The following is a 25,119-nucleotide window of genomic DNA, read 5'->3' as shown; positions in this document are numbered from 1 at the left end:
TCTGCGGTGGAAAAAACATGAATTACAAATCTGCTTTAAATAATAGAATTTTCGAAGTTATTGCTAAAGCTTCACAAGAACTTAATATAGAAAGCTATGTTATTGGTGGATTTGTACGAGATTTTCTTCTAGGAAGAGATTTTAAAAAAGACATCGATATTGTTGCTGTAGGTAGCGGAATCGAACTCGCTTTGAAAGTATCTGAATTACTTCCTAAAAAACCAAAAGTTCAGGTTTTTAAAAACTATGGAACGGCCATGCTTCGTTTTGAGGATACTGAAATCGAATTTGTGGGCGCACGAAAAGAATCCTACCATTTTGAAAGTCGGAATCCTGTTGTTGAAAACGGAACTTTAGAAGACGATCAAAACCGTCGTGATTTTACAATAAATGCATTGGCTTTATCACTAAATCCAAAGACTTATGGTGATTTAGTTGATCCATTTAATGGGGTTTTGGATTTGGAAAACAAAACAATAAAAACACCTCTTGATCCAGACATTACCTACTCTGATGACCCATTGCGAATGATGCGAGCCATTCGTTTTGCTACCCAATTGGGTTTTGAAATTGAAGAGAATTCTTTGGCTTCGATTACCAAAAATGCAGAACGCATCAAAATCATTTCTGGCGAACGAATCGTAGATGAATTGAATAAAATCTTATCTACAGAAAAACCTTCTGTTGGATTTTTATTATTATACAAAACAGGACTTTTGGATATTATTTTACCAGAACTGACTGCTTTGAATCAGGTAGAAGAAATAGAAGGTCATACACACAAAAACAACTTTTACCACACGTTAGAGGTGGTGGATAACATTTGTCCGAATACAGATGATGTATGGTTGCGTTGGTCGGCTTTATTACATGACATAGGTAAAGCACCTACTAAACGTTTTAACAAAAAACAAGGTTGGACTTTTCACGGTCATGAATTTTTAGGAGGGAAAATGGTCAAAAAAATCTTTGAGCGCTTGCACATGCCGTTGAACCAAAAAATGAAATTTGTTCAAAAAATGGTCATGATGAGTTCCAGACCTATTGTGTTAGCAGAAGAGATTGTTACCGATTCAGCAGTGCGAAGATTAGTCTTTGATGCAGGTGAAGATGTCGATAATTTAATGACCCTTTGCGAAGCCGATATCACCACTAAAAACCCAGCTAAATTCAAAAAATACCACAATAATTTTGATATCGTTCGAAAGAAAATTATTGAAGTAGAGGCTCGAGATCACGTCCGAAATTTCCAACCTCCTATTTCTGGTGAGGAAATCATGACTATTTTTAATCTCAAACCATCGCGCGAAATTGGTGTGCTGAAAGAAGCGGTAAAAGAAGCTATATTAGAAGGCGAAATTCCAAATGAATACCAAGCAGCCTATGATTTTGTTTTAAAAAGAGCTGAAAAATTAGGATTACAAAAAGCAAAACAATCATGAAAAAATATTTTCTACCCTCCGCAAAAGCAGCTTTAATTTTAGTCTATCTAGTAATTATTGCTGGAGCATTAGTCCGAATGACAGGTTCGGGTATGGGTTGCCCTGATTGGCCGAAATGCTTTGGCTATTACATCCCTCCTACTGAAGAAAAAGAATTGCTTTACACCATTGGAAAAGAATATTCAAAAGGTCAAGTTATAATTAAAGACGAAACACTTTTGGTAGCGAAAGATAATTTTACAGCTCCAACACGTTTTGAAAGCTCTCATTGGGAAAAATATACCAAACATGATTATGCCCTTTTCAATCCATTCCATACTTGGGTAGAATATATCAATCGATTAGTTGGTGCATTAGCAGGTATCGCTTGTATCATTGCGCTGTTTCTATCATTCAGTTATTGGAAAGAAAACAAAAAACTAATATTCTATAGTTTATTCATCTGTTTTTTAATGGGTTTTCAAGCATGGTTAGGAAAAACTGTAGTGGACTCTGTTTTGAACCCCTATAAAATAACCACACACATGCTGGCAGCCTTACTTATTGTTGCGGTGCAGTTGTATTTGATTTATACTACTCAAGAGAAAAAACAGACACAATTAATTGATAATGAATTTAAATGGGTATTGTTTGCCGCATTAGGATTGACCATTGTACAAATTCTTTTTGGAACTCAAGTCCGAGAATCGGTTGATACAATTGTAGAGGCAGGTTTGCCAAAAGAAGTTTGGTTACAAAATCCGAAAGGCGGGTTCTACACCCACCGAAGTTTTTCTATTTTAGTGGTTTGTGCCAATGCATTTTTATTTTGGAGAAACAGAAAAATGGAGCTTGGTTTTACTAAAATGGATTGGGTAATAGCCTTGCTTTGTGTAGAAATTCTATCTGGTATCGCGATGTATTATTTCAATTTTCCTTTTGGATCTCAAACGATTCATATCGTAATGGCGACCCTTCTATTTGGCTTACAATTCTATTTAGTTTTAGAAAATTTTAAAAAAAATACCCAATAATACCCGACTATAATGTCACAACATCGTCTTAACCATAATCAATGTCTAAACTAGCCACTCAAGATAAATTTTTAGATTTATCCGATTACGGAAGACCTTTTGGAAAATTTCTTGCCAATAGCTTAAAGGATACGCGCTTTACTCCTATTCATATCACTCTATTATTTGGCATTACTGGATTAATCGCAATTTATTTCATTCTCAACGAAAACTATCTATGGGCAGGTTTTTTCATTGTACTAAAATCAGGAATTGATGCTGCCGATGGCGAATTGGCTCGATTGAAAAACACGCCTTCTTATGTAGGCAGGTACCTTGATAGTGTATTTGATATTATTTTAAACTTTCTATTTTTAATAACAATTTGTTATGTTTCTCAAACTTCGTTTTGGCTTACTTTGATTGCATTTTTTTGCATTCAATTGCAAGGCACACTATACAATTATTACTATGTGATTTTAAGAAACAAATCTATTGGAGGGGATACTACCAGCAAGGTTTTTGAATACAAAACACCTAGAGCTTTACCTGGAGAAACTCAAAAAGCAGTCAATATTCTATTTAAAATCTATACCGTAGTTTATGGTGGTTTTGATAAAATTATTCACGCCTTAGACAGCGATGCTTATAAGGTAAAAACCTTGCCCAACTGGTTCATGACCTTGGTTTCCTTGTATGGTTTAGGATTCCAATTGCTGATTATTGCCGTACTTTTACCTTTGGGACAAATAGAATGGATCATTCCGTTTTTTATTGCGTATTCTGTTTTGATACTTATTTTTATTGGGATTCGAAAAACTAATTTCAATTAATTAACCCAACCATTCTTTAAAATCAGAAACACGTTCTCGAGCTACGATTACCTCATCGGCTTTATACGTTGGCAAACTGATTTTTAGTCTAGAATTAGCATACACGTGTATCTCTCTTACAGACTGCATCGGGATAATAAATTTTCTACTAATGCGGAAAAAATCCTTGGGATTGAGTTCTGTTTCTACAATTTCTAAACTACTATCAATCAAATAGTCCCTATTGTCAAAGGTATGAATATAAGTGCCTTTATTTTCGCTATACAAACATTCAATCTCAGCTCCATCAATTATTTTGAGTTGTTGACCTATCTTAACCGAAAAACGTTTTCTGTATTCCTTTGAAACAGGATTCACCAACATTTGTTTGATAGATTCAAAGTCTAAACTCGAAATACTATTGATTTGAAATTGATTTTTGAATTTTGAAATTGCAGTAGCCAATTCCTCCTCGTCAATAGGTTTTAATAGGTAATCAATACTATTCAATTTAAAGGCTCGCAACGCATATTCATCATAGGCCGTGGTAAAAATCACGGCACTTTTGATATTGATGTTTTCAAAAATTTCAAACGACAAACCATCTGATAATTGAATATCTAAAAAAATCAAATCAGGATGTGGATTATTTTGAAACCACACTAACGATTCCTCAACCGAATGTAGTAAGGTGGTAATCGAATAGCCTAGTTTTTCAAGTTTACGTTGTAATAAACGAGCCGCTGGTTTTTCGTCTTCGATGATGATAATGTTCATTGTTTTTTTGTTTCAAGTTTCAAGTTCTTATGTTGTGACAACTATGACTAAATTACTCCCACTTATTAGCTTTTTCTTTCTCCATCAATTCTTTGATTTTACGCTCTTCCCACTCTTTACCAAGAATAAAATACGGAACAAAAGTAGCCATTGCATGAGCTAACAACCCTATTCCCCAGAAAAATGCCGTAAAGAAATTTTTGAATTGAAAATAACTTTCACCAGGTTGAAGATTTTGAACATTGACGATGACAAACATCATATTGATGACTACATACACTATAGCATGTGTATAAAATCCTTTAAGCTTTTTAACTTTTTTTACCGCTTCTTCGTAACGAATTTGATCTGAATTTAAATTTCCCATTTGGTTGACTTATTTAAAATATTATTCCCAATTATTGTTTTTATCCTTGTTTAAAATCTCTTGTATCTTTCGTTCTTCCCAGGATTTTCCGTAGCCAAAAACGCCAAAGGCATGAAAAGACAATCCCAATCCCCAACCTAGCATTGGGAACCAAAACCATTGAAATCCCCAAAAAGTATAGTAATTAATTAGTGCTAATGTTGGAATAACGATACAATACGAAGTAAGATTTCCATAAAATCCTTTTAATTGCTCCACCCTTTTTTTAGCTCGAGCATAAGCCATATCTTCTTCTGTAAATTTAGCTGTTTTCATTATTGAAATTTGTTTGGTTAATATAGGTAAATAGACTTTAAACGATTTTTCATCTTGAATCACTTTTACTTTACGTTCAGTCAATAAGGCATAACGATTCACAATGTTTTGCAATCCAACACCTTTACCGTCAGAAAGAACTTCTTTCTTTTGCCAGTTGTTTTCAACTACCAATTGATTGTCTTGAATACTGATTTTGATGTGCAGTGGTTTTGAACTACTCACCACATTGTGTTTGATGCAATTTTCTAATACTAATTGCAATGACAAAGGAACTACTTTGGCTTCTTCGTTAGTACAATCTGGCAATTCATACGAAATACTATTCTCAAAACGCATGGTTAATAATTGCATATAAATTTTGGCGAAAGCCAATTCTTCTGAAACCGCCACTAATTCTTTGTCTTTTTGTTCCAAAACATAACGGTATATTTTAGATAAAGAAGAGGTGAACTTTTGGGCATTTTCAGGATTTTCTTCAATCAATGAACTCAACACATTGAGGCTGTTAAATAGAAAATGAGGATCAATTTGATTTTTTAAACTTTCAAATTGTGCATTGGCAGTAGTCGCAATTATTTTTTGTTCTTTGAATTTGTTTTCTTGTAAGGTTTTATAAAAATAGAAAGCATGAATCGCCAACGAAACAATGACAAAAAGCACTATAGGAATTAGAAAATGTCCTATACTCTCCTCTTCTATATATTTTTGAAAAGAGATCCCATCTATAATCACTTCTTCAAAAACGCGCAAAAGAAAAACCACAAAAAGTGTAATACAAAATGTACTTACAAAACCAACAATTAATCGATTGATTGTAAATCGGTTGTCTTTATAAAAAGAATCTAAATATATAAATACTGCAGCATTAGCATAGTACAAACTTAGGCCATATAACATGGTATACCCAAAGTATATCCAAAAGGAATTTCCTAACACAATTACATCTCCTATAAGATAACGTACAAGTAATAATACTAAAAATATACTTAGCGAAAGAACAAAAGCTCTCGGAAATTCTTTAACTAATTTAGTAAACATACTCATTGGATTTAAAATAAGAATTGGCGCAATAAGGCAACCAAACTTAAGGTTAATAAAATAACTATTCGGATCATAATGCTGTTTTTATTTATTTATTTGGTAAAGCAAAGTTGCACTAAAGTATCAATGTATAAAAATAAGATAAACCGAAATGTCAAAAAACCGCGATGAATTGTAAAATGAATCAATCCACACCCAACAGAATTAACACTTCAAGAAGAAAAATATTCCAGATTATTCTCCAGTGATTGAGAATCTGGCTAAAACATTCCATGAGATAGAATAAAACACTCAATTTCAACAATTTAAAATCTTTTCAACAAAACGTAATTCACAATTCGTAATTAGTAATTAATAATTTACCTTTGAACTTTCAATTAAAACAATGATTATGGTTTATAAATTCAGAGTAATTCTTGATGCCGAAGAAGATATTTTCAGAGATATTGCTATCCTTGCCGAAGACACTTTAGAAGATTTACACAATGCTATCTTCAATTCTTTTGGATTTGACGGAATGGAAGTGGCTTCTTTTTATACTTGTGATGATACATGGAACCAAGAAGATGAAATTCCAATGTTTGACGCAGGAGATGTTCCTGGAGAACAAACCATTATGAGCGATTACAAATTGTCGGACATTTTAGATAAAGAGAACACAAAAATCATCTACGTATATGACTTCATCAATATGTGGACTTTCTTGGTAGAATTAGCTGCTATCGAAGAACCTAAAGCAGGAGCCATTTATCCTGAAACACTATTTTCTCACGGAGAAATGCCTGATGAAGCTATTGAAAAAAACTTTGAGGCGGATATGCATGATGATATCTATGGTGAATTTGAAGACGATTTAGACGATGACGACCTAGATATGTTTGAAGGTGATGACAGTTTTGAAGACTTTGGCTACGAAGAAAATTGGAATTAAGCCTCACCCCAACCCTCTCCAAAGGAGAGGGAGCATAAAATATACTTAAATTCTATTTATAATTAAAAAATAACTAAAATAAACACCTATTCTTGCACCTCCCCTTCGGGGAGGACGGGAGGGGCAAAAACCTTATGATTAACCTATTCAACACCCATATTGATTCACTTTCTATACACCGTGTAGGAAATAAAAGCCGTAACGAAGCTATTTTTTTATCCGAACAACCATATAATTTAACTGATGAAATTGTTCCGTTGATAAAAGAATTTTTCTTCAAGCCTTTCAGAGAGAAAGAGGAAAATTACTTTCAGTTTGCGCACGAAGTGGATTTGGATTACAATGAAATGTACCAATTTGCTTCTCAAATATTTGAGAATCCGTCTAATGTTCATGAGGTTTCAAAGCAAATCACCAAACATTTGTTTGAACAATCCAATCACCCACACATTAAGAATGGTGAAGTATATGTTACGTATTTAACCAACCTTGCTATTGATAACAATGTAGTCGATGCCATCGGAATTTTCAAAAGTGAAATCCAAGCTGATTTTTTACAATTTGAAGAAAAAGATACTCACCTTGAAATGATTTTACAACACGGAGTGAGTTTGAATAAATTGGACAAAGGTTGTTTGATTTTCAATTACAAAAAAGAAGAAGGATATAAAATCTTAACGGTGGATAGTAACCGTTACGATGCACGGTATTGGTTAGAACACTTCTTATCTGTAGATGCTTTTGAAGATGAAAATTACATCACTAAAAAATACTTGAAATTCTGTCAAGGCTTTGCTAAAGACGTAGTTTTCCCTGCTGAAGACAAAAAAGAAGAAGTAATGTTTATGAATCGTTCTGTGAATTATTTTGCCAAAAACGACCAATTTGAGGAAACTAATTTCTTAAATGAGGTGTTAGATAATCCTGATTTGATTCCTGAATTTAAAAATTATAAAGTAGGCAAAGGCGACAAATACAGTATTGAAGATATCACCACCTTCCCTATTGCAAACGCAGCAGTTTCTGATGCTAGAAAATCGATCAAAAACGTGATTAATTTAGACACACACATCCAAATTAAAATGGATTTCATCAACCCAGAAAGTGCTGAAAAATTTGTAGAAAAAGGCTGGGACGAAGAAAAACAAATGTACTATTACTTGGTATATTTCAATAAGGAAGAGAAAAATTAAAATAAGACTACACTTGAAAGTCAAAATCTTGTCAAACTGAACTTGTTTGCTTTGCCTATTCGCTATTGCTCGGGTCAGTTTCTATTATATAGATTGACATATAAAAATTTATAGATTCCGAAATAAATTCGGAATGACAAGACGATTCTTTTTTTAGAAGCATTTTTTTTACTTACTACGCTTTAAACGGATTGACGTTTTTGAAATTTCGAGTAATGTACTGAAAAGAAGCACTCATAATATTTCCCATCGATTTGGCTTTCTTAAAATTCAAATCATTGGTGTATCGGTACAATTCTAATTTTAGCTGCTCCAAATGAGAAGGAGTCGACAAAGTATCTTCTCCCATAATTTTCAACAACCTTTTAATTCTGTTCTCGGCCGAGTGAATTCGTTTAGCCAAAACAGAACGTTCCTCATTTTTATATTGATTGATAGAACTTTCTTGTAATTTATCTTTTACCAATTTCACCATGGGATAATTCTCCTTGAAAAATTGAGGACGATACACCTTAAAATTACCTTCATAACATTGCTGGTCAAAATCAATGGCTCGAATTCGATACACTACTTGGTCAAAATCGTGAATAGGAATCACCACATAATTGTAAGCGCGCATATCACCAAGTAACCGAATCATAGAACGTTCATTGAACTTTACAAACTCCTTAGCGATTTGTGATTTTTCTGTTTCAGAACAATTTTTCAGATGGTTATTAATAAAAACATCTCCAGCAATTCCCATAATATGTTCCTCAATTAAAGTATCTTGATGCACTAAGAAATTGATTTTATCAGGTGATAAAATATGTTCCAATTCCAACCCATATACCCTTGAGGCATCGGCTTTTTTAATATAAAAATGCGTATAGTTATCGTTTAGAATATTTCGGATTTTAATTCGAAATGGCTTTGAATTTCCAAAGGTACAATAGTCAATTGAATCGACATTTAAGAATTTGATTATCTCTAAGTTACCATCAGAGTGAAGTAGGGAATAGATTTTTTTCAAAGTCAAATCAATTTCTTCACGCTCAAATTCGTTGTAATAGACTCTAATCCACAACGTATCCTGATCTTCTTTGTCATATACATTAATTGAACCAGAGAACCGCAACAAATCGTCGTATGAAATTGGAAATTTAGAAATTCTATCAAATCGTTCAAGATAGTCCAACAAAGCCTCATTAATGGGATAAGACGGCTTTTTAAATATCATCAAAGGTTCTTCGCTCATTAGGAATGTATTTACAACAAATTTACTGAAAAATATACTTGAAAATAATTTTTGGTTTCCTTTTCCGTTAGTTAAACAAAAAAAGAGAATTGTAGTATCTTTGTTTTATTATGAGTTGGATAAAAACCTTATTATTTGTACTATTCATTTGTTGTTTTCCTAATTGGATAATGGCTCAAATCAGTATTGATGATACACAAAATGCCGACCAATTAGTCCGAGTGGTAACCAATAATAACTCTTGTCTCACTGTTTATCCTGCAACGGCTACAGGTTCTCCCATCAAAAATAGCTTTGCCACATTTGATAAGAACGGAAGTAATTTCCCTTTTACTTCCGGAATAGTATTAAGCACTTGGGAAGCTGAAAATTCAACAGGCCCTTATAATCCTGCTTTTAGTGGTAGTGTAGCGAGTTGGAATGGAGATTCCAATATGGATGCTATTTTGGGAATTAACTCACTAAACGCTACAACACTGGAATTTGATTTTGAATCGGCAACAAACTTTTTAAGTTTCAATTACATTTTTGCTTCCAATGAATACATTCGAGATTATCCTTGTTCTTATTCTGATGGATTAGCAATTCTAATTAAAGATATTACCACCAATAGTAATTATACTAATATTGCTACTTTGCCTGATGGCACTCCTGTATCTTCAAAAAACATACATCCAGCAATAAGCAATTCCGACCCAACTTTAGCCAAATGTGATGCTAAAAACGAATCGTATTTTGGTCAATTCAATACTGATGTAGCTATCCTTAGTCCTATCAATTATGCAGGACAAACTAAAGTTTTAAACGCTCAAAGTAAATTAGAAATTGGACACAAATACAGAATTAAATTCGTAATTGCTGAGGATAGAAGTAAGGCACAATTCTCAGCCTTATTTATTGAAGCTGGTAGCTTTACTTCAAAAATTAATTTAGGAAAAGACCGCCTAATCGCTGATAATACCGCTATTTGTAACGGAGAAACATTCGACATCAAAACCAATATGTCAACAACATATGCTTACAAATGGTACAAAGACGGGGCTTTAACCCCATTAATTGGCGCAACTAATCCAACACTCACAGTAACACAAGCGGGAATATACAAAGTAGAAGCAATGGATACTAGCGGATGTGTTTTTACTGGTGAAATAAAAATAGAATACGCCCCAGGAATGAATCTAAAAGACGTCGAGCTTTCTAAATGCGACGATAACGGATTAGGAATTGCAGTATTTGATCTAACTTCAGTACAATCTATTATCACCAACAATGTTTCAAGTACTACTATTGAAGGATACTATACCGACAATACCTTAACAGTTCCTATTGTTACACCTACTGCTTTTGAAAAAACAACTACGGGAGACCAAATCGTATATGCAAAAGGAATTAATTCCAAAATAAGTTGTTCGGAAACGGCTCAAATTACATTGCGTACTATGACAAGTAGTCGCAATCAAACTAATTTACCAACACCTATTATCAAAGAATTTGCTGGTGGCAAAAATTCAATTGAATTAATTACTCCTTCTACCAATGCTATCTACGAATTTTCTATCGACGGGACGAATTATCAAAAAAATCCACTTTTTACAAGACTACCAAGAGGGAATTATTTAGCATATATTAGAAATACCTCCAATTGTGAATATACCACATATCCATTTACCATTTTAGATTATCCTACCTTTTTTACACCCAATGGGGATGGAATCAATGATGTCTGGAAAATAGAAAATTTCGATACATATCCACAGGCTGTGATATCTATTTTTGATCAATACGGAAAATTACTCAAACAAATGATGTCGAACTCTGTAGGTTGGGACGGCACTTTTAATGGTTATCCACTTCCTTCTAACGATTATTGGTTTCAATTAATCCTAAATGATAATCAAACCATTAACGGTCATTTTAGCTTAAAAAGGTAATTTTTTTTGTTATTTTTAGCCAATGAAAAAAATACCACTTTTATTTTTACTTTTTTATTCTATAAATTGTGTAGCGCAATTTAGTAAAACACATTATATTCCGCCAATAACATCTAATAGTGCAACAACCACATTACCACAAGATCACTATATTTATATTTCTACTCCAAGTGTAAGCAATGTAAACTTCAAAATCATTCAAATAGGAGGTTCTACAATTTCAGGTTGGGTAAATAAAACTACTCCTTATATTCACTTGATTGGTTCTGGAGACGCGACGCAATTATTTGTACCTAGTATCTCAACTGGAATTGTAACAAACAAAGGATTTATCATTGAAAGTGAAGGACTGGTTTATACCAGTGTAAGAACAAATGTAGGTAATTTTGCACAAGCTGGAGGGCTTGTTTGTAAAGGAAATAGCGCTTTAGGTAAACGCTTTCGAGCTGGTGCAATGCTCAATTCTTCTACAATAGTAGGACTACTCAACTTTTTTTCCATTTTAGCTACAGAAAATAATACAACGATTACTATTTCAAATATAACGAATGGTACTTTATTTGCTAATAACACTACTTATAATGGACCTATTACAATCAATCTTAATAAAAACGAAAGTTACATTTTAGCTATTAATGGCAATACAGGAAGTAACCTTATTGGTGCATTAATTGAATCTAATAAAGATGTCGTTGTAAATAGTGGTTCGTTTGGTGGAACAAATGATCCCTCCACTGCTTCAGGAGCTGGAAGAGATGTAGGTTTTGATCAAATTGTTGGAACGGATAAAATTGGCAAAGAATATATTTTTATAAAAGGTCTTGGAACTACCGTACTAGAACGTGCACTACTTATTGCTGACGAAGATAATACCGAAATTTATGCAAACGGGAGTACTAGCCCTATTACAACTCTTCAGGGTGGACAATATTATATTTTTGACGGAAGTGCATTTTTGAACAATAATTTATACATATCCTCTTCAAAAAAAGTTTTTGCTTATCAGAGCATTGGAGGAACATCATCCAATGCAAACCAAAATTTGTTTTTTGTACCTCCACTCAACTGTTCTACTCCTAAAATTGTAGATAATATTCCTCAAATAGATAAAATAGGTTCCAAAACTTATGATGGCACTGTCAATATTGTAACCGAAACTGGTGCAGGAGTTTTAGTAAATAATACTCCCGTTACAAACCCAATAACCATTAATGGAAACCCTAATTTTGTCTTTTATTCTATTAATGGACTTTCAGGAAATGTTAGTGTAAAATCAACGAAACAAGTTTATGTATCCTATTACGGAACAAATGTTTATGCTACTTATGGTGGTTATTATTCAGGTTTTGATTTAAAACCTGAATTAACAATAGAAAATTCAACTTCAATTTCTGGCAGTTGTATTCCTAATATCACATTAAAGACCACTCCTGACCCTGATTATACTTTCCAATGGTTAAAAAATGACGCCATTATAACAGGTGCTACGGGAGATACTTTTACTCCTTCAGAAGCAGGATATTATCAAGTTAAAAGAAGTATTCCTAGCTGTAGCACTAACACATTGTCTGATAAAATTCCCATAAGCAATTGTCCGACAGATTTAGATAATGATTCCGTTTTTGATAATATCGATTTAGACAATGATAATGACGGAATTACAAATTGTACTGAATCATACGGAGATATGGGTATAGATTCTACTACTGGCATAGTAACTAAAATGGGGTATAGTACTACTTTTTCAACAAGTATCAATACATTGTCTTTAAATAATTCTGCTGTTATTACACCTTTTACTGGTAAAACAAATGGTGATTTTATTAGCGAAGTCCCTGCCGGAAAAGGAAACACGTTAGAATACAGTATTAATTTTGCTAAACCTATTTCTTTAGCTATAAACTATGTAGATTCTGCTAATAATACTGATTTAATTACCTCCGATGGAGAATTCAGTATAAAATCAGACAATGATAAGACAATTACCGTTTTAAACCCAAACAATCAGTTATTAATTGATACAAATTATGATGGTATTTTTGAAAGTGGAGTAACTCAATATTCTTCATTTGAGATTAGTTTTCGACTAAATAGCATCACACCTCTCACAGCGGGTACTGGCACCTTCAGTTTTCATACGTACATAACTAATTCGTTAACATTTACTCATAAAAATTTATCCGATAGCACAAATAACAAAGCTACTTTTTCAATAATAGCTACTTGCCTTCCCAAGGATACCGATGGTGACTCAATTGCTGATCAACTCGATTTAGATAGCGATAATGATGGTATAACTGACACAACAGAATCACTCCCTAATATTTTTACATCCGTTTCTAATCTTGACAATAATAAAGACGGACTTTTTGATGTTTTTGGATCAGGTACTATACCACTAGACACTGATAATGATACCATTCCAGATTATTTGGATTTGGACACTGATAATGACGGAATCTATGATTTAGACGAATCAGGAACCAATGCAACCAACCCTGATATTGATGGTGATGGAATTAAAAATTACAGAGAATTAGACAGTGATAATGATGGTTGCTCAGATGTAATAGAAGCTGGGTATTTGGGCAATACAAATGCCACTCTTGGAAACAGTATTCCGCCAACTATAAATTCTAACGGAGTAGTAATAAGTAGCAATGGATACATTAATCCCAATATAAACTATACCATAGCAGCCCCAATCAGCATCAGTACACAACCACAAATAGCTCCAACCTGTGAACTCCAAAATTCCTCAGTTACTTTAGTTGACAATGGTGGCAATACTTATCAATGGCAATTATCTACTGATGGTATTCATTGGAACAATATCACAAATAACACCACTTATTCTGGAGTTACATCAAATACTCTCACTATCACGAGAGTAATCAATTCAATGAACGGTTTTCAATACCGTGTTCAATTAAATAAATCAGGAAATAGTTGCGGATTAATTTCTAATCCTGCTACTTTGACTGTTTATGCACTTCCTACATTAGCATCTTCCATTGATTTAAAACAATGTGATGATAATTCTGATGGCGTTTCTGATTTTAATTTAACAGAAAAAAATAACTTTATATCTGCAAATTATAGTTCAGAGACGTTTTTCTATTATACTTCATTGATTGGTGCTCAAACAAAAGATAATACCGCTCTAATCAATACTCCTCTAGCCTTTACTTCAAATTCAAGAAAAATTTGGGTTAGAGTTGAAAATCCATACGGTTGTTTTAGTGTATCAGAAATAAATTTAATTGTTTCTTCTACCCAAATCCCAACGACTTTCAAACGAGAATTTCAAGACTGTGATGATGATATTGCTACAATAAGTACAGATACTGATGGAATTTCAAAATTTGACTTTAGCAGTGTTACTTCTGATATTCAAAGTTTTTTAATTCCACCTTTAACAAATTATACCATCAAATACTATCCAAATGAGGCAGATGCTTTGGCAGAAACTAATGAAATTACAAACACTTCTAATTATAGAAATTCAGGCTACCCCAATCAGCAAGATATCTGGGTAAGAGTAGAAAGCATTTTGGATAATTCTTGTTATGGTTTAGGCCCTCATATTAAATTAATTGTAAATCCCAAGCCCAATATAAATACTAATAGCAATGGATTAGATAATCAATTAGTATGCTCCAATCTTCCTACATTCTTTGTAGAACTCAACGCTGGAATTACTGATGGTTCACCAACTACCAATTACACATATACTTGGTCAAAAGATGGTACTGTTTTACCTGCAGAGAGCAACCCTACTTTAAATGTAAATACAAAAGGAACCTACTCTGTTACAGTGAGTACACATTCAGGCTGTTATAGAACACGAATTATTCAAGTAAACGCTTCTGATGTGGCTACAATTAATAGCATTGATATTGTTGATTTAACAGATTTAAATTCTGTTACTGTAAACGCTTCAGGAAAAGGGCTCTACGAATACAGTTTAGACGCTCCATTAGGACCTTTTCAAAATTCAAATCGATTTGAGAATGTTACTGCTGGAATTCATGAAATTTTTGTTACTGATAAAAATGGTTGTGGTACAGTAAGTAAAACTATAGCCGTTATTGGTGTACCAAAATTTTTCACTCCTAATGGCGATGGATTTAATGATTATTGGAATATAAAAGGTGTTAATGCTAATTTTAGTTCAAAATCTATCATCTATATTTTTGACAGGTATGGCAAATTAATGAAACAAATACTACCTTCTAGCCAAGGTTGGGACGGTACTATCAACGGAGCTCCACTACCTGCCGATGATTATTGGTTTACACTTAAATTAGAAGACGGCAGAGAAGCAAAAGGACACTTTAGTTTACAACGATAATATTTATATAATTCTGAAGATTTAAACTATATTCATGAAAAAAAAGCTCCTACTATTAGTCATGATTTTCTTTTTCGGCAATTCTTTTGCTCAAAAAGAAGCTGCAGTATGGTATTTTGGAGATAAAGCAGGTTTAGACTTCAACTCTGGAACTCCTGTTGGTTTATTAAACGGAAAATTAATCACACGTGAAGGATGTGCTAGTATTTCAGATAAAAATGGAAATATCCTATTTTATACTGACGGATCAACTGTTTATAACAAATTACATCAGGTGATGCCTAATGGTTCAGGCTTATTAGGTCATGTTTCAAGTACGCAATCTGCTATAATAGTTCCTAAACCAAATAATCCATTTGTTTATTACATATTTACTGTTGACCAACCTCTTGCCGAAAATGTTGACAACGATCCTTTAAATGACGAGGATCCCCCTAATAATGGATTAAATTATTCGCAAGTTGATTTAAGATTAAACAATGGATTAGGAGATATTCCTATTACTGAAAAAAATATCCATTTAATTACTTACAATCCTGAAGACACAGAAGAATTAAAATTTAAATGTTCAGAAAAAATAACCGCAGTACAACATGCAGATGGAGTGTCTTTTTGGGTAATAACTCATTTTTTAGATACTTTTTATGCGTTCAAAATAACTAATACTGGAGTAAATAAAACTCCTGTAAAATCGAGTACCCCCATGAATGTAATGCTTGGAGGTTATCATTCAAATGCTATTGGATACCTAAAGACCTCTCCAAACGGTACAAAATTAGCTATTGTAAATTCTTCATCGAAACCAAATAACGAATTAGGTCCAAAAGGAGAAGTCAGAAGGAATACTGGAAATGTTTGGCTATTCGATTTCAACACTGCTACAGGTAACGTAAACAATGGAATAACTATTTTAAGTGGATCAAATCCGTATGGAGTAGAATTTTCTGCAAAATCAAAAAAATTATATGTGACCACCAACTCATTTGATATTGAAGGTATTAGTCAAGGAAGTTCGTTATTTCAATACAATTTAAAAAGTGATAATATTATAAATTCTAAAATCGAAATCAATAATTCATATAATGTTGCAGGTGCTTTACAACTAGCAATAGATGAAAAAATATACCGATCAGGTTATCCTGTTTTGCAGGATGGATATGATAAAATCTCTGTAATTAATAATCCTGAACTAGATGGATTAAATTGCAACTATCTACAAAATCAAATTGATTTAAAAAATAGAATCGTACATTTAGGATTACCGCCATTTATTACTTCTTTATTTCTATATAGCTTTAACTATGAACGTAATTGCTTGGGCCAAGCTACCCATTTTTATATTAATTCAACAGAAACAGTTGATTCTGTAGTTTGGAATTTCGGGGATGGAACTACTTCTAACAATAAAGATGCTTACCACACTTATCTTAGTCCAGGAGACTATAAAGTAACATTAATAAAAACGGTTAATGGCGAGGAAAGAGAACCTATAGAAAAAACCATAACAATATATAATAGCCCCAAAACAACTTCTACTCCATATAAATTAATTCAATGTGATACTCAAGACAATAATTCAACCGATGGACTTGCTAGTTTTAATCTTGATTTAGCAAATGATTTTTTACGTACCGGACAAACAGATATTGAAATTTATTATTACAAATCTATTTCAGAAGCTAATGAAGATAAAAATAATTTAAATGCTTTAAATCCTATCTACAGAAATAGTATCCCTAATGAAATAATATATGCAAAATTAGTACTCCCTTCTGGATCATGTTACAGCATACAAAATATAATGCTTCATGCAAATCCAAATATCACACTATTACCTTCAGTCTTACATGCATGCACCAATGGCAATAATAAAGCTGAATTTGATTTAGAAAATAAGACATTGCAAATCCGAAATGAACTCAATTTACCTCAAAATGTAATTTTGACCTACTATTCAAGTAAAAATGATGCCGATTTAGGAATAAATCCACTAGGAAAAACATATACATCTAGTTCAAAAACTATATTCATACGAGCTGAAAATGAAGATGGCTGTTTTGGTACTGGCCAATTTGATATTAATGTAGATCCAAGTCCTTCGGTAGCTCTGTCTGAAAATAAAATAGTATGTGAAGGCTCAAATAATTTTGCGGTATTAGATGCTGGTATTATTTTTCCTGCAACTGAAAATGATTTTACTTATTTATGGAATACTAACGAAACTTCTCCTACAATTAGAACAAATAAAGAAGGAAAATACAATGTAACTATTACTAATAATCTAGGTTGCAAAGCAACTCGAAATATAACCCTTACATTATCTAAACTCGCAAGAATCAATTCATTACAAATTAAAGATTTACAAAAAAATAATCAAGTCATTGTAATATTAGACAATGCTGCTGCTTATCGATATAAAATTATTTTCGAAGACGGCACCTCAACTCCATTTCAAAACAATCCAATATTTGAAAATATTCCTGGAGGTATTCACCAATTAATAATTGAAAATATTGATGGTTGTGGGCAAATAAACTCAGAATTAGTTGTTCTTGAAGCTCCTTTGTTTTTTACTCCTAATGGTGATGGCTACAATGATTTTTGGAATGTTAAAGGTTCCAGTGTGTCACTTACAATACAAAACATTCGAATATTCAATCGTTTTGGTCAACTCATTAAAGAAATAACTCCTCAAAGTCAAGGTTGGGATGGAACAATTAATGAAAATCAATTACCCTCTGACGACTACTGGTTTAGTGTTAAGTTAAAAGACGGCAGAGAAACCAAAGGACATTTTAGTTTGAAAAGATAAAAAAACCACCAACTTTCGCTGGTGGTTTTTTATATAAATTAAATACTTATCCTTAGATTTTGTATCTTTTTCTATCTGTTTCAGATAAATAGATTTTACGCAAACGTAAGGATTTTGGTGTTACCTCAACATATTCATCTTTTTGAATGTATTCTAATGCTTCCTCTAATGAAAACTTAATTGCAGGAACAATTCTTGCTTTATCATCAGCACCTGAAGAACGTACATTGGTTAACTTTTTAGTTTTAGTTACATTTACCGTCATATCATCGCTACGAGAATTTTCTCCAATAACTTGACCTTCGTAAATATCTTCATTAGGATCCACAAAGAATTTACCACGATCTTGTAGTTTATCAATAGAATATGGAATTGCTTTTCCATTTTCCATAGAAATTAAAGATCCATTATTTCTTCCTGGAATCTCACCTTTATAGGGTTCATATCCAATGAAACGGTGTGACATAATCGCCTCTCCTGCCGTTGCCGTCAATAATTGATTTCGCAATCCTATAATTCCACGTGAAGGAATATTGAATTTAACCACCATGCGGTCTCCTTTACCTTCCATACTCAACATTTCTCCTTTACGTACAGAAACAAATTCTACTGCACGACCAGAAAGATGTTCCGGTAAATCAATAGTTAACTCTTCAATAGGCTCACATTTAACACCATCAATCTCTTTAATAATTACTTGTGGCTGACCAATTTGCAACTCATACCCTTCTCTTCTCATCGTTTCAATAAGAACTGATAGATGTAATACTCCACGCCCAAAGACCATGAATTTGTCAGCAGAATCAGTTTCGCCCACTTTCATCGCTAAGTTTTTCTCTAACTCTTTAGTTAATCTCTCGCGAATGTGTCGAGAAGTTACAAATTTTCCTTCTTTACCAAAAAAAGGAGAATCGTTAATAGTAAACAACATACTCATTGTTGGTTCATCAATTGCAATAGTTTGTAAAGCCTCTGGATTTTCAAAATCAGCAATTGTATCCCCAATTTCAAATCCTTCTACTCCAACTATAGCACAAATATCTCCAGCTATAACTTGTTGCACTTTTTTACGACCTAAACCTTCAAAAGTATGTAGTTCTTTGATTCTTGATTTTATAATACTTCCATCTCTTTTCACTAAAGAAATTGGCATCCCTTCATTTAACACCCCTCTTTCTAAACGACCAATTGCGATACGTCCTGTGAAAGAAGAAAAATCCAATGATGTTATTAACATTTGAGGAGTTCCCTCAGATACTTTTGGTGCAGGTACATGATCAATTACCATATCCAATAAAGGCTCAATGTTTTCTGTTTGATTTTTCCAATCGTCAGACATCCAGTTGTTTTTTGCAGAACCATACACGGTAGGGAAATCCAATTGTTCTTCTGTAGCTCCTAACTCAAACATTAAGTCAAAAACTTTTTCATGTACTTCTTCTGGAGTACAGTTTTCTTTGTCTACTTTATTAATTACCACACATGGCTTTAATCCTAGATCAATTGCTTTTTGCAAAACAAAACGAGTTTGCGGCATTGGGCCTTCAAAAGCATCTACCAATAAACAAACACCATCAGCCATATTTAATACACGCTCTACCTCACCACCAAAATCGGCGTGACCAGGAGTATCTATAATATTGATTTTTGTTCCTTTATAAACAACAGAAACGTTTTTTGAGGTAATTGTGATTCCCCTTTCACGCTCTAAGTCGTTGTTATCAAGGATTAAGTCGCCTGTATTCTCGTTTTCACGAAATAATTGACAGTGATACATAATTTTATCAACCAAAGTCGTTTTACCGTGGTCAACGTGAGCAATAATTGCAATGTTTCTAATAGATTCCATCTGTAATTTTTAATGGGTGCAAAGGTACACTTTATTTTGAGATAAAAAATTGTTTCTTTTCATTAAAGTTTAAGGTATAAAAAAAGCTCCCTAAAAGGAAGCTTTGTTATTTTGTGTTGTAATTAAATTACAATTTAGCAACGTGTTTTGTTAACTTAGATTTTAAATTAGCTGCTTTATTATCATGAATGATATTTTTCTTCGCTAATTTATCTATCATAGAAATAACAGTAGATAATTTAGATGTAGCATCTGATTTATCAGTAGCCAAACGCAAAGCTTTAATCGCATTACGAGTAGTTTTGTGTTGGTATCTATTTAATACTCTTTTCTTTTCGTTACTTCTGATTCTTTTTAAAGCTGACTTATGATTTGCCATTTGTTGTATATTTTAAAATGTAAATAACTAATTGATTATTAGAAATAAAATTAGAAAAACCTCCCACAATTAATTTTTTTTTTTAACTAATCACTTCAGTTTTAACTAATAAAACAAGAAGAGAGACACTACCACTTGCTTCATAAAACCATTTCAAAACTAATTTGTAGTCCGTGGGGGAATCGAACCCCCCTTACCAGGATGAAAACCTGGCGTCCTAACCGATAGACGAACGGACCAATTTCCTTCTAAGTTCAGGATGACTAATACATCAAACAGATTTTGTAGTCCGTGGGGGAATCGAACCCCCCTTACCAGGATGAAAACCTGGCGTCCTAACCGATAGACGAACGGACCTCATTTCTGTAATGCGGATGCAAAAATACAACTATTTTTTAGACGCACAAGAGTAGACGCGAAAAAAAATATTTTTTTTTAATAGGCTTTTGCAAATAACACTCTACCAGCAGATTCCAATCCTGTAAAAATACATTTCCCTTGCTCTTCTACTCGATCTAAAGGAATACAACGGATAGTTGCTTTGGTTAAATCTTTAATTTTTTCTTCTGTCTCAGGAGTTCCATCCCAATGTGCCGAAATAAATCCACCTTTATTCTCTAATACTTCTTTAAATTCTTCAAAAGAATTTACTTCTGTAATATGATTTTGTCTATAATCCAATGCTTTTTGGAATAAATCATTTTGAATGATTTCTAACAAATCATTGATGTAATTTACAATTCCATCATTTGAAACTACTTCTTTACTCAATGTATCTCTTCTCGCCACTTCAAACGTACCATTTTCTAAATCTTTTGGCCCCACAGCAATACGAACAGGCACTCCTTTTAATTCCCATTCAGCAAATTTGAAGCCTGGTTTTTGAGTGGTTCTACTATCAAACTTAACTGAGATATTAAGTTTTTTGAATTGAGCCATCAAATCATTCACTACAGAAGTAATTTTCTCTAGCTCTTCATCTGACTTATATATAGGAACAATTACGACTTGAATTGGAGCTAAATTTGGAGGCAAAACTAAACCGTTATCATCCGAATGCGTCATTACCAAGGCTCCCATCAATCGTGTAGAAACTCCCCAAGAAGTTCCCCAAACATGCTCTTGTTTTCCTTCGGCATTAGCAAACTTAACATCAAAGGCTTTAGCAAAATTTTGCCCTAAAAAGTGAGAAGTTCCCGCTTGCAATGCTTTTCCATCTTGCATTAAAGCTTCAATACAATACGTCTCATCAGCACCTGCAAAACGTTCGGTTTCTGTTTTTAATCCTTTTACAACTGGAATCGCCATAAAATTTTGAACGAAATCAGCGTACACATTCATCATTTTTTCTGACTCTTCAATAGCTTCTTGACGTGTAGCATGTGCAGTATGCCCTTCTTGCCATAAAAATTCGGCAGTTCTTAAAAACAAACGCGTTCTCATTTCCCAACGTACTACATTGGCCCATTGATTAATTAATAATGGTAAATCGCGATAGGATTGTACCCAACCTTTATAAGTTGACCAAATAATTGCCTCACTTGTAGGACGAACAATTAATTCTTCTTCTAATTTAGCATTAGGATCCACCATTAATTTTCCGGGGCGACCTTCATCTGTTTTCAATCTATAGTGAGTAACAATAGCACACTCTTTAGCAAAGCCTTCTGCATTAGTTTCCTCTGCCTCAAACATACTTTTGGGTACGAATAAAGGAAAATAAGCATTTTGATGTCCTGTCTCTTTAAACATTCGATCCAACTCTCCTTGCATTTTTTCCCAAATAGCATAACCATATGGTTTTATTACCATACAACCTCTAACTCCTGAATTTTCTGCTAAATCTGCTTTTACAACCAGCTCATTATACCATTTTGAATAATCTTCTGATCGTGTAGTAAGGTTCTTACTCATATTTATTGTTTTGGCACAAATTTTGTTTTCGTTTACATTAACTAAATAGTTTGGCAAAACTAACTATTTTTGTAATGTGCAACAATAAAAAAACCTACAGATATGAAAACTAATTTTATTTCTTTCCCAAAGCCCTCTCTTTATTCCATAATTGGTTTTTTAAGCATTTTTGTAATAACTTCTTGTAGTTCGTATCAAAATAGCTCTTATTATGACACAGATGGCATTTATGGCTCTACTGATTCTAAAATTCAGAGAAGAATAATTTCTAATGAATCCGCAACAGCGTATCAAAATTATTTTAATTCATTACAAGACAGTAATGATACTACTGCAATCTTCACAGACATTGATAGTTATACAAGCTATAACGACACTATTAATCGTCAAAATAATTCCAATTACGCCAGTTGGGGTAGTAATTCTAAAAATGTAACCATCAATTATTACCTTAACAATTGGGGTATGTCATTCGGATATCCTTTTTACGGATATGGTTGGAGAAATCCTTATTCTAATTGGGGTTATCCATATAATTATTGGGACTATTCATATTACGGTTGGGTTTATCCTAATTATTTTGGATACTATTACTCTCCAACATATTGGAATTACCCAATATATCATCATTCGTACCGAGGAACAAATTACTCTTACAACAATAGTAGAAGAGGTTCTAATTATACTAATAACACAAATTATTCAGGAAATTATATAGGAAGAACAGTTATTCAAAACCCAGCAAATTACTCAAATAGAGGTAGTTATCGCTCAACAAGATCGACACCTTCATTTAGCAGTAACTCAAACAACACTCAAAACCCAAATTTTTTATATAACAACATTAACAGAACAAGATCATCCGATAGTAATACTAACCCAGCCAGGAATTATAATCCAAATCGTAAGAACGATTCGTATACCCCTTCAAGATCTTACAGCCCAAGCAGTAGTGACAGCTACACTCCTTCAAGATCATCTGATTCAGATTATAGCCGTTCTAGCGGTGGATCTTATGGAGGAGGTGGATCTTATGGAGGAGGAAGAAGAGGCAACCGATAAATCTTTAGCAACACACCTTACTTAAAAATCAAAAATCTCAAACCTTAGAATAGATTATGAAAAAAAATATCTTACTTATACTAGTTAGTCTTTCGTTTTACCATCTTCATGCACAAGAAATTAGAGACGCTTTACGTTATGCGCAAAGTAATATCAACGGAACTGCCCGTTTCAATGCTTTGAGTGGTGCTTTTGGAGCTTTAGGAGGAGATTTATCTTCTATCAATATTAACCCCGCAGGTTACGCTATTTTCTCAAACAATCAACTAGGTTTTACTTTAAATTCAAACGGTACCACCAATAATTCTGATTATTTTGGAGAAAAAACAAAAGAAACAAACCATTCTATAGACCTCAATCAGGCGGGAGGTGTATTTGTTTTTAAAAACCAACAAACATCTAATGATTGGAAAAAAATCTCAATAGGTATTAACTATGAAAATACTAATAATCTAAATAATTCTATTTTCTCTGCAGGAACCAATCCAACACATTCTATTGATCGTTACTTCTTATCATATGCTAATGGCATTCCTTTAAGTGTATTAGAAAATTCTAATTATGGAGATCTTGGACATGGTGCTCAACAAGCTTTTTTGGGATATCAGGCTTATGTATTTAATCCTAGTAGTACTACTCCAAACAATACTAGCTATGTTTCAAATGTAGCTGACAACGGAAACTATTATCATGAAAGTACTATTAACAACAAAGGTTACAATGGCAAATTATCTTTTAATTTATCTTCATCGTTTAGAGATAAAATATACTTAGGATTTAATTTAAACACTCATTTTGTTGACTTCAGACAGTTCGCAAGATTTTATGAAGACAACAATGCGCCCCTAACCTCAAATTATACGATTTCAAGAATTCAATTTGACAACGAGTTATATACTTACGGAACTGGATTATCTTTTCAATTAGGTGCCATCGCTAAAATTACCAATTCATTACGATTAGGCTTAGCATACGAATCTCCTACTTGGTATCGTTTAAGTGATGAATTTACTCAGAAGCTTATCGCTGTTAGTGCCAACACAACCGGAGAATTAGCACCTGATGTAGTCAATCCAAACATCACCAATTATTACGACCCATACAAATTGCAAACCCCAAGCAAATGGACTGGAAGTATGGCTTATATTTTTGGCAAAAAAGGATTAATTAGCATTGATTACACTTTAAAAGATTACAACAACACCCAATTTAAGCCAGCAAATGACGCTTATTTTAGAGACCTAAACAACAGCTTAAACGGTTTACTAATTAACGCAGAAGAATTGCGAATTGGAGCTGAGTATAAAATTGAAGCGTGGAGTTTGAGAGGTGGTTACCGTTATGAACAAAGTCCATACAAAAATAAGACTACAATTGGAGACTTAAAAGGCTTTTCAACAGGAATTGGCTATAATTTTGGTGGTACCAAATTGGATTTGTCTTACGCTGCTTTCAAAAGAGATTCGAAACAAGGTTTCTTTGAGCAAGGACTTACTGATGGCGCAGCTATCAATACCAAAAAAAGTACAGTTACTTTGACACTTTTGTTTGAGCTATAAAAATATAAAACTAAAATTAAAGACATCTTGTATTGAAAAACAAGATGTTTTTTTTATCCCCGATGGTAGTGAAAATCCTACTGATCGATCCTGAGGAAATTATAACGAACAAAAGGAGAAAACCCCATAAATAAGAAAATATTGGCGCT

At 33.1% G+C, this 25,119-nt stretch carries 17 protein-coding genes and 2 tRNA genes; 10 read left to right on the top strand and 9 right to left on the bottom strand.

What is annotated here, in order from left to right:
- The first annotated feature begins 17 nt into the window (after positions 1–17).
- Genes MG292_RS07345 through MG292_RS07335 form a run of 3 tightly spaced genes read left to right on the top strand, consistent with a single transcriptional unit; the run spans position 18 to position 3,267 of the window.
- On the top strand, positions 18–1,442 hold the full coding sequence (locus MG292_RS07345; protein WP_264533371.1) for a CCA tRNA nucleotidyltransferase: 1,425 nt from the start codon (positions 18–20) through the stop codon (positions 1,440–1,442).
- Positions 1,439–2,455: a COX15/CtaA family protein gene (locus MG292_RS07340; protein WP_264533372.1), complete on the top strand. Its 1,017-nt coding sequence runs from the start codon at positions 1,439–1,441 to the stop codon at positions 2,453–2,455. The genes MG292_RS07345 and MG292_RS07340 overlap by 4 nt, the downstream gene beginning before the upstream one ends.
- Before the next feature lie 41 nt (positions 2,456–2,496).
- Positions 2,497–3,267: a CDP-alcohol phosphatidyltransferase family protein gene (locus MG292_RS07335; protein WP_264533373.1), complete on the top strand. Its 771-nt coding sequence runs from the start codon at positions 2,497–2,499 to the stop codon at positions 3,265–3,267.
- Here the strand turns inward: MG292_RS07335 and MG292_RS07330 are convergent, their stop codons facing one another.
- Genes MG292_RS07330 through MG292_RS07320 form a run of 3 tightly spaced genes read right to left on the bottom strand, consistent with a single transcriptional unit; the run spans position 3,268 to position 5,746 of the window.
- A complete protein-coding gene (locus MG292_RS07330) occupies positions 3,268–4,023 on the bottom strand; it encodes a LytR/AlgR family response regulator transcription factor (RefSeq protein ID WP_264533374.1) in 756 nt (251 codons plus the stop codon).
- Between the two features lie 52 nt (positions 4,024–4,075).
- Positions 4,076–4,390: a 2TM domain-containing protein gene (locus tag MG292_RS07325; protein WP_264533375.1), complete on the bottom strand. Its 315-nt coding sequence runs from the start codon at positions 4,388–4,390 to the stop codon at positions 4,076–4,078.
- 21 nt (positions 4,391–4,411) lie between these two features.
- Positions 4,412–5,746, bottom strand: coding sequence for a 2TM domain-containing protein (locus tag MG292_RS07320; RefSeq protein WP_264533376.1), 1,335 nt, complete (start codon positions 5,744–5,746; stop codon positions 4,412–4,414).
- Between the two features lie 394 nt (positions 5,747–6,140).
- On the opposite strand from MG292_RS07320, the gene MG292_RS07315 reads away from it, so the two are divergent.
- Both MG292_RS07315 and MG292_RS07310 read left to right on the top strand, forming a co-directional pair.
- Positions 6,141–6,680: a plasmid pRiA4b ORF-3 family protein gene (locus MG292_RS07315; protein WP_264533377.1), complete on the top strand. Its 540-nt coding sequence runs from the start codon at positions 6,141–6,143 to the stop codon at positions 6,678–6,680.
- A 134-nt stretch (positions 6,681–6,814) separates the two neighbouring features.
- Entirely contained in the window at positions 6,815–7,873 is a 1,059-nt protein-coding gene (locus MG292_RS07310; RefSeq protein WP_264533378.1) for a nucleoid-associated protein, read from the top strand.
- A gap of 175 nt (positions 7,874–8,048) precedes the next feature.
- Here the strand turns inward: MG292_RS07310 and MG292_RS07305 are convergent, their stop codons facing one another.
- The gene (locus tag MG292_RS07305) at positions 8,049–9,110 is read right to left on the bottom strand and encodes a hypothetical protein (RefSeq protein WP_264533379.1); all 1,062 of its coding nucleotides are present in this window, start codon (positions 9,108–9,110) and stop codon (positions 8,049–8,051) included.
- Between the two features lie 110 nt (positions 9,111–9,220).
- On the opposite strand from MG292_RS07305, the gene MG292_RS07300 reads away from it, so the two are divergent.
- Genes MG292_RS07300 through MG292_RS07290 form a run of 3 tightly spaced genes read left to right on the top strand, consistent with a single transcriptional unit; the run spans position 9,221 to position 18,207 of the window.
- Entirely contained in the window at positions 9,221–11,041 is a 1,821-nt protein-coding gene (locus MG292_RS07300) for a T9SS type B sorting domain-containing protein (protein WP_264533380.1), read from the top strand.
- Positions 11,042–11,063: 22 nt separating this feature from the next.
- Entirely contained in the window at positions 11,064–15,395 is a 4,332-nt protein-coding gene (locus MG292_RS07295; RefSeq protein WP_264533381.1) for a T9SS type B sorting domain-containing protein, read from the top strand.
- A gap of 34 nt (positions 15,396–15,429) precedes the next feature.
- Entirely contained in the window at positions 15,430–18,207 is a 2,778-nt protein-coding gene (locus MG292_RS07290) for a T9SS type B sorting domain-containing protein (RefSeq protein ID WP_264533382.1), read from the top strand.
- 52 nt (positions 18,208–18,259) lie between these two features.
- On the opposite strand, the gene typA is transcribed toward MG292_RS07290, so the two are convergent.
- The 5 genes from typA to proS all read right to left on the bottom strand — a co-directional run bounded on the left by typA (position 18,260) and on the right by proS (position 22,349).
- Entirely contained in the window at positions 18,260–20,056 is a 1,797-nt protein-coding gene (gene typA / locus MG292_RS07285) for a translational GTPase TypA (protein WP_264533383.1), read from the bottom strand.
- A 127-nt stretch (positions 20,057–20,183) separates the two neighbouring features.
- Entirely contained in the window at positions 20,184–20,435 is a 252-nt protein-coding gene (rpsT, locus tag MG292_RS07280) for a 30S ribosomal protein S20 (protein ID WP_264533384.1), read from the bottom strand.
- A gap of 167 nt (positions 20,436–20,602) precedes the next feature.
- Positions 20,603–20,674, bottom strand: a tRNA-Glu gene (locus MG292_RS07275).
- 46 nt (positions 20,675–20,720) lie between these two features.
- Positions 20,721–20,792, bottom strand: a tRNA-Glu gene (locus tag MG292_RS07270).
- A gap of 78 nt (positions 20,793–20,870) precedes the next feature.
- Positions 20,871–22,349, bottom strand: coding sequence for a proline--tRNA ligase (gene proS, locus MG292_RS07265; protein ID WP_264533385.1), 1,479 nt, complete (start codon positions 22,347–22,349; stop codon positions 20,871–20,873).
- Between the two features lie 102 nt (positions 22,350–22,451).
- Here proS and MG292_RS07260 point away from each other — a divergent pair, with 102 nt between their 5' ends.
- Positions 22,452–23,411 carry a hypothetical protein gene (locus MG292_RS07260; protein ID WP_264533386.1) on the top strand — a complete coding sequence of 320 codons (960 nt, stop codon included), beginning with the start codon at positions 22,452–22,454 and terminating at the stop codon, positions 23,409–23,411.
- Positions 23,412–23,467: 56 nt separating this feature from the next.
- Positions 23,468–24,970 carry an OmpP1/FadL family transporter gene (locus tag MG292_RS07255; RefSeq protein WP_264533387.1) on the top strand — a complete coding sequence of 501 codons (1,503 nt, stop codon included), beginning with the start codon at positions 23,468–23,470 and terminating at the stop codon, positions 24,968–24,970.
- Positions 24,971–25,119 lie beyond the last annotated feature (149 nt).

The sequence above is a fragment of the Flavobacterium keumense genome (assembly GCF_029866485.1).
Taxonomy (GTDB): domain Bacteria; phylum Bacteroidota; class Bacteroidia; order Flavobacteriales; family Flavobacteriaceae; genus Flavobacterium; species Flavobacterium keumense.
Note: the sequence above shows the minus strand (reverse complement) of the source record. Positions and strands in the feature narration are given on the sequence as shown.

Coding starts and splice junctions, on each gene's coding strand:
- MG292_RS07260 (WP_264533386.1), top strand. CDS start 22,452: ATGAAAACTAATTTTATTTCTTTCCCAAAGCCCTCTCTTTATTCCATA.
- MG292_RS07290 (WP_264533382.1), top strand. CDS start 15,430: ATGAAAAAAAAGCTCCTACTATTAGTCATGATTTTCTTTTTCGGCAAT.
- MG292_RS07325 (WP_264533375.1), bottom strand. CDS start 4,390: ATGGGAAATTTAAATTCAGATCAAATTCGTTACGAAGAAGCGGTAAAA.
- MG292_RS07305 (WP_264533379.1), bottom strand. CDS start 9,110: ATGAGCGAAGAACCTTTGATGATATTTAAAAAGCCGTCTTATCCCATT.
- MG292_RS07330 (WP_264533374.1), bottom strand. CDS start 4,023: ATGAACATTATCATCATCGAAGACGAAAAACCAGCGGCTCGTTTATTA.
- rpsT (WP_264533384.1), bottom strand. CDS start 20,435: ATGGCAAATCATAAGTCAGCTTTAAAAAGAATCAGAAGTAACGAAAAG.
- MG292_RS07340 (WP_264533372.1), top strand. CDS start 1,439: ATGAAAAAATATTTTCTACCCTCCGCAAAAGCAGCTTTAATTTTAGTC.
- proS (WP_264533385.1), bottom strand. CDS start 22,349: ATGAGTAAGAACCTTACTACACGATCAGAAGATTATTCAAAATGGTAT.
- MG292_RS07300 (WP_264533380.1), top strand. CDS start 9,221: ATGAGTTGGATAAAAACCTTATTATTTGTACTATTCATTTGTTGTTTT.
- MG292_RS07310 (WP_264533378.1), top strand. CDS start 6,815: ATGATTAACCTATTCAACACCCATATTGATTCACTTTCTATACACCGT.
- MG292_RS07315 (WP_264533377.1), top strand. CDS start 6,141: ATGGTTTATAAATTCAGAGTAATTCTTGATGCCGAAGAAGATATTTTC.
- MG292_RS07255 (WP_264533387.1), top strand. CDS start 23,468: ATGAAAAAAAATATCTTACTTATACTAGTTAGTCTTTCGTTTTACCAT.
- typA (WP_264533383.1), bottom strand. CDS start 20,056: ATGGAATCTATTAGAAACATTGCAATTATTGCTCACGTTGACCACGGT.
- MG292_RS07320 (WP_264533376.1), bottom strand. CDS start 5,746: ATGTTTACTAAATTAGTTAAAGAATTTCCGAGAGCTTTTGTTCTTTCG.
- MG292_RS07335 (WP_264533373.1), top strand. CDS start 2,497: ATGTCTAAACTAGCCACTCAAGATAAATTTTTAGATTTATCCGATTAC.
- MG292_RS07295 (WP_264533381.1), top strand. CDS start 11,064: ATGAAAAAAATACCACTTTTATTTTTACTTTTTTATTCTATAAATTGT.
- MG292_RS07345 (WP_264533371.1), top strand. CDS start 18: ATGAATTACAAATCTGCTTTAAATAATAGAATTTTCGAAGTTATTGCT.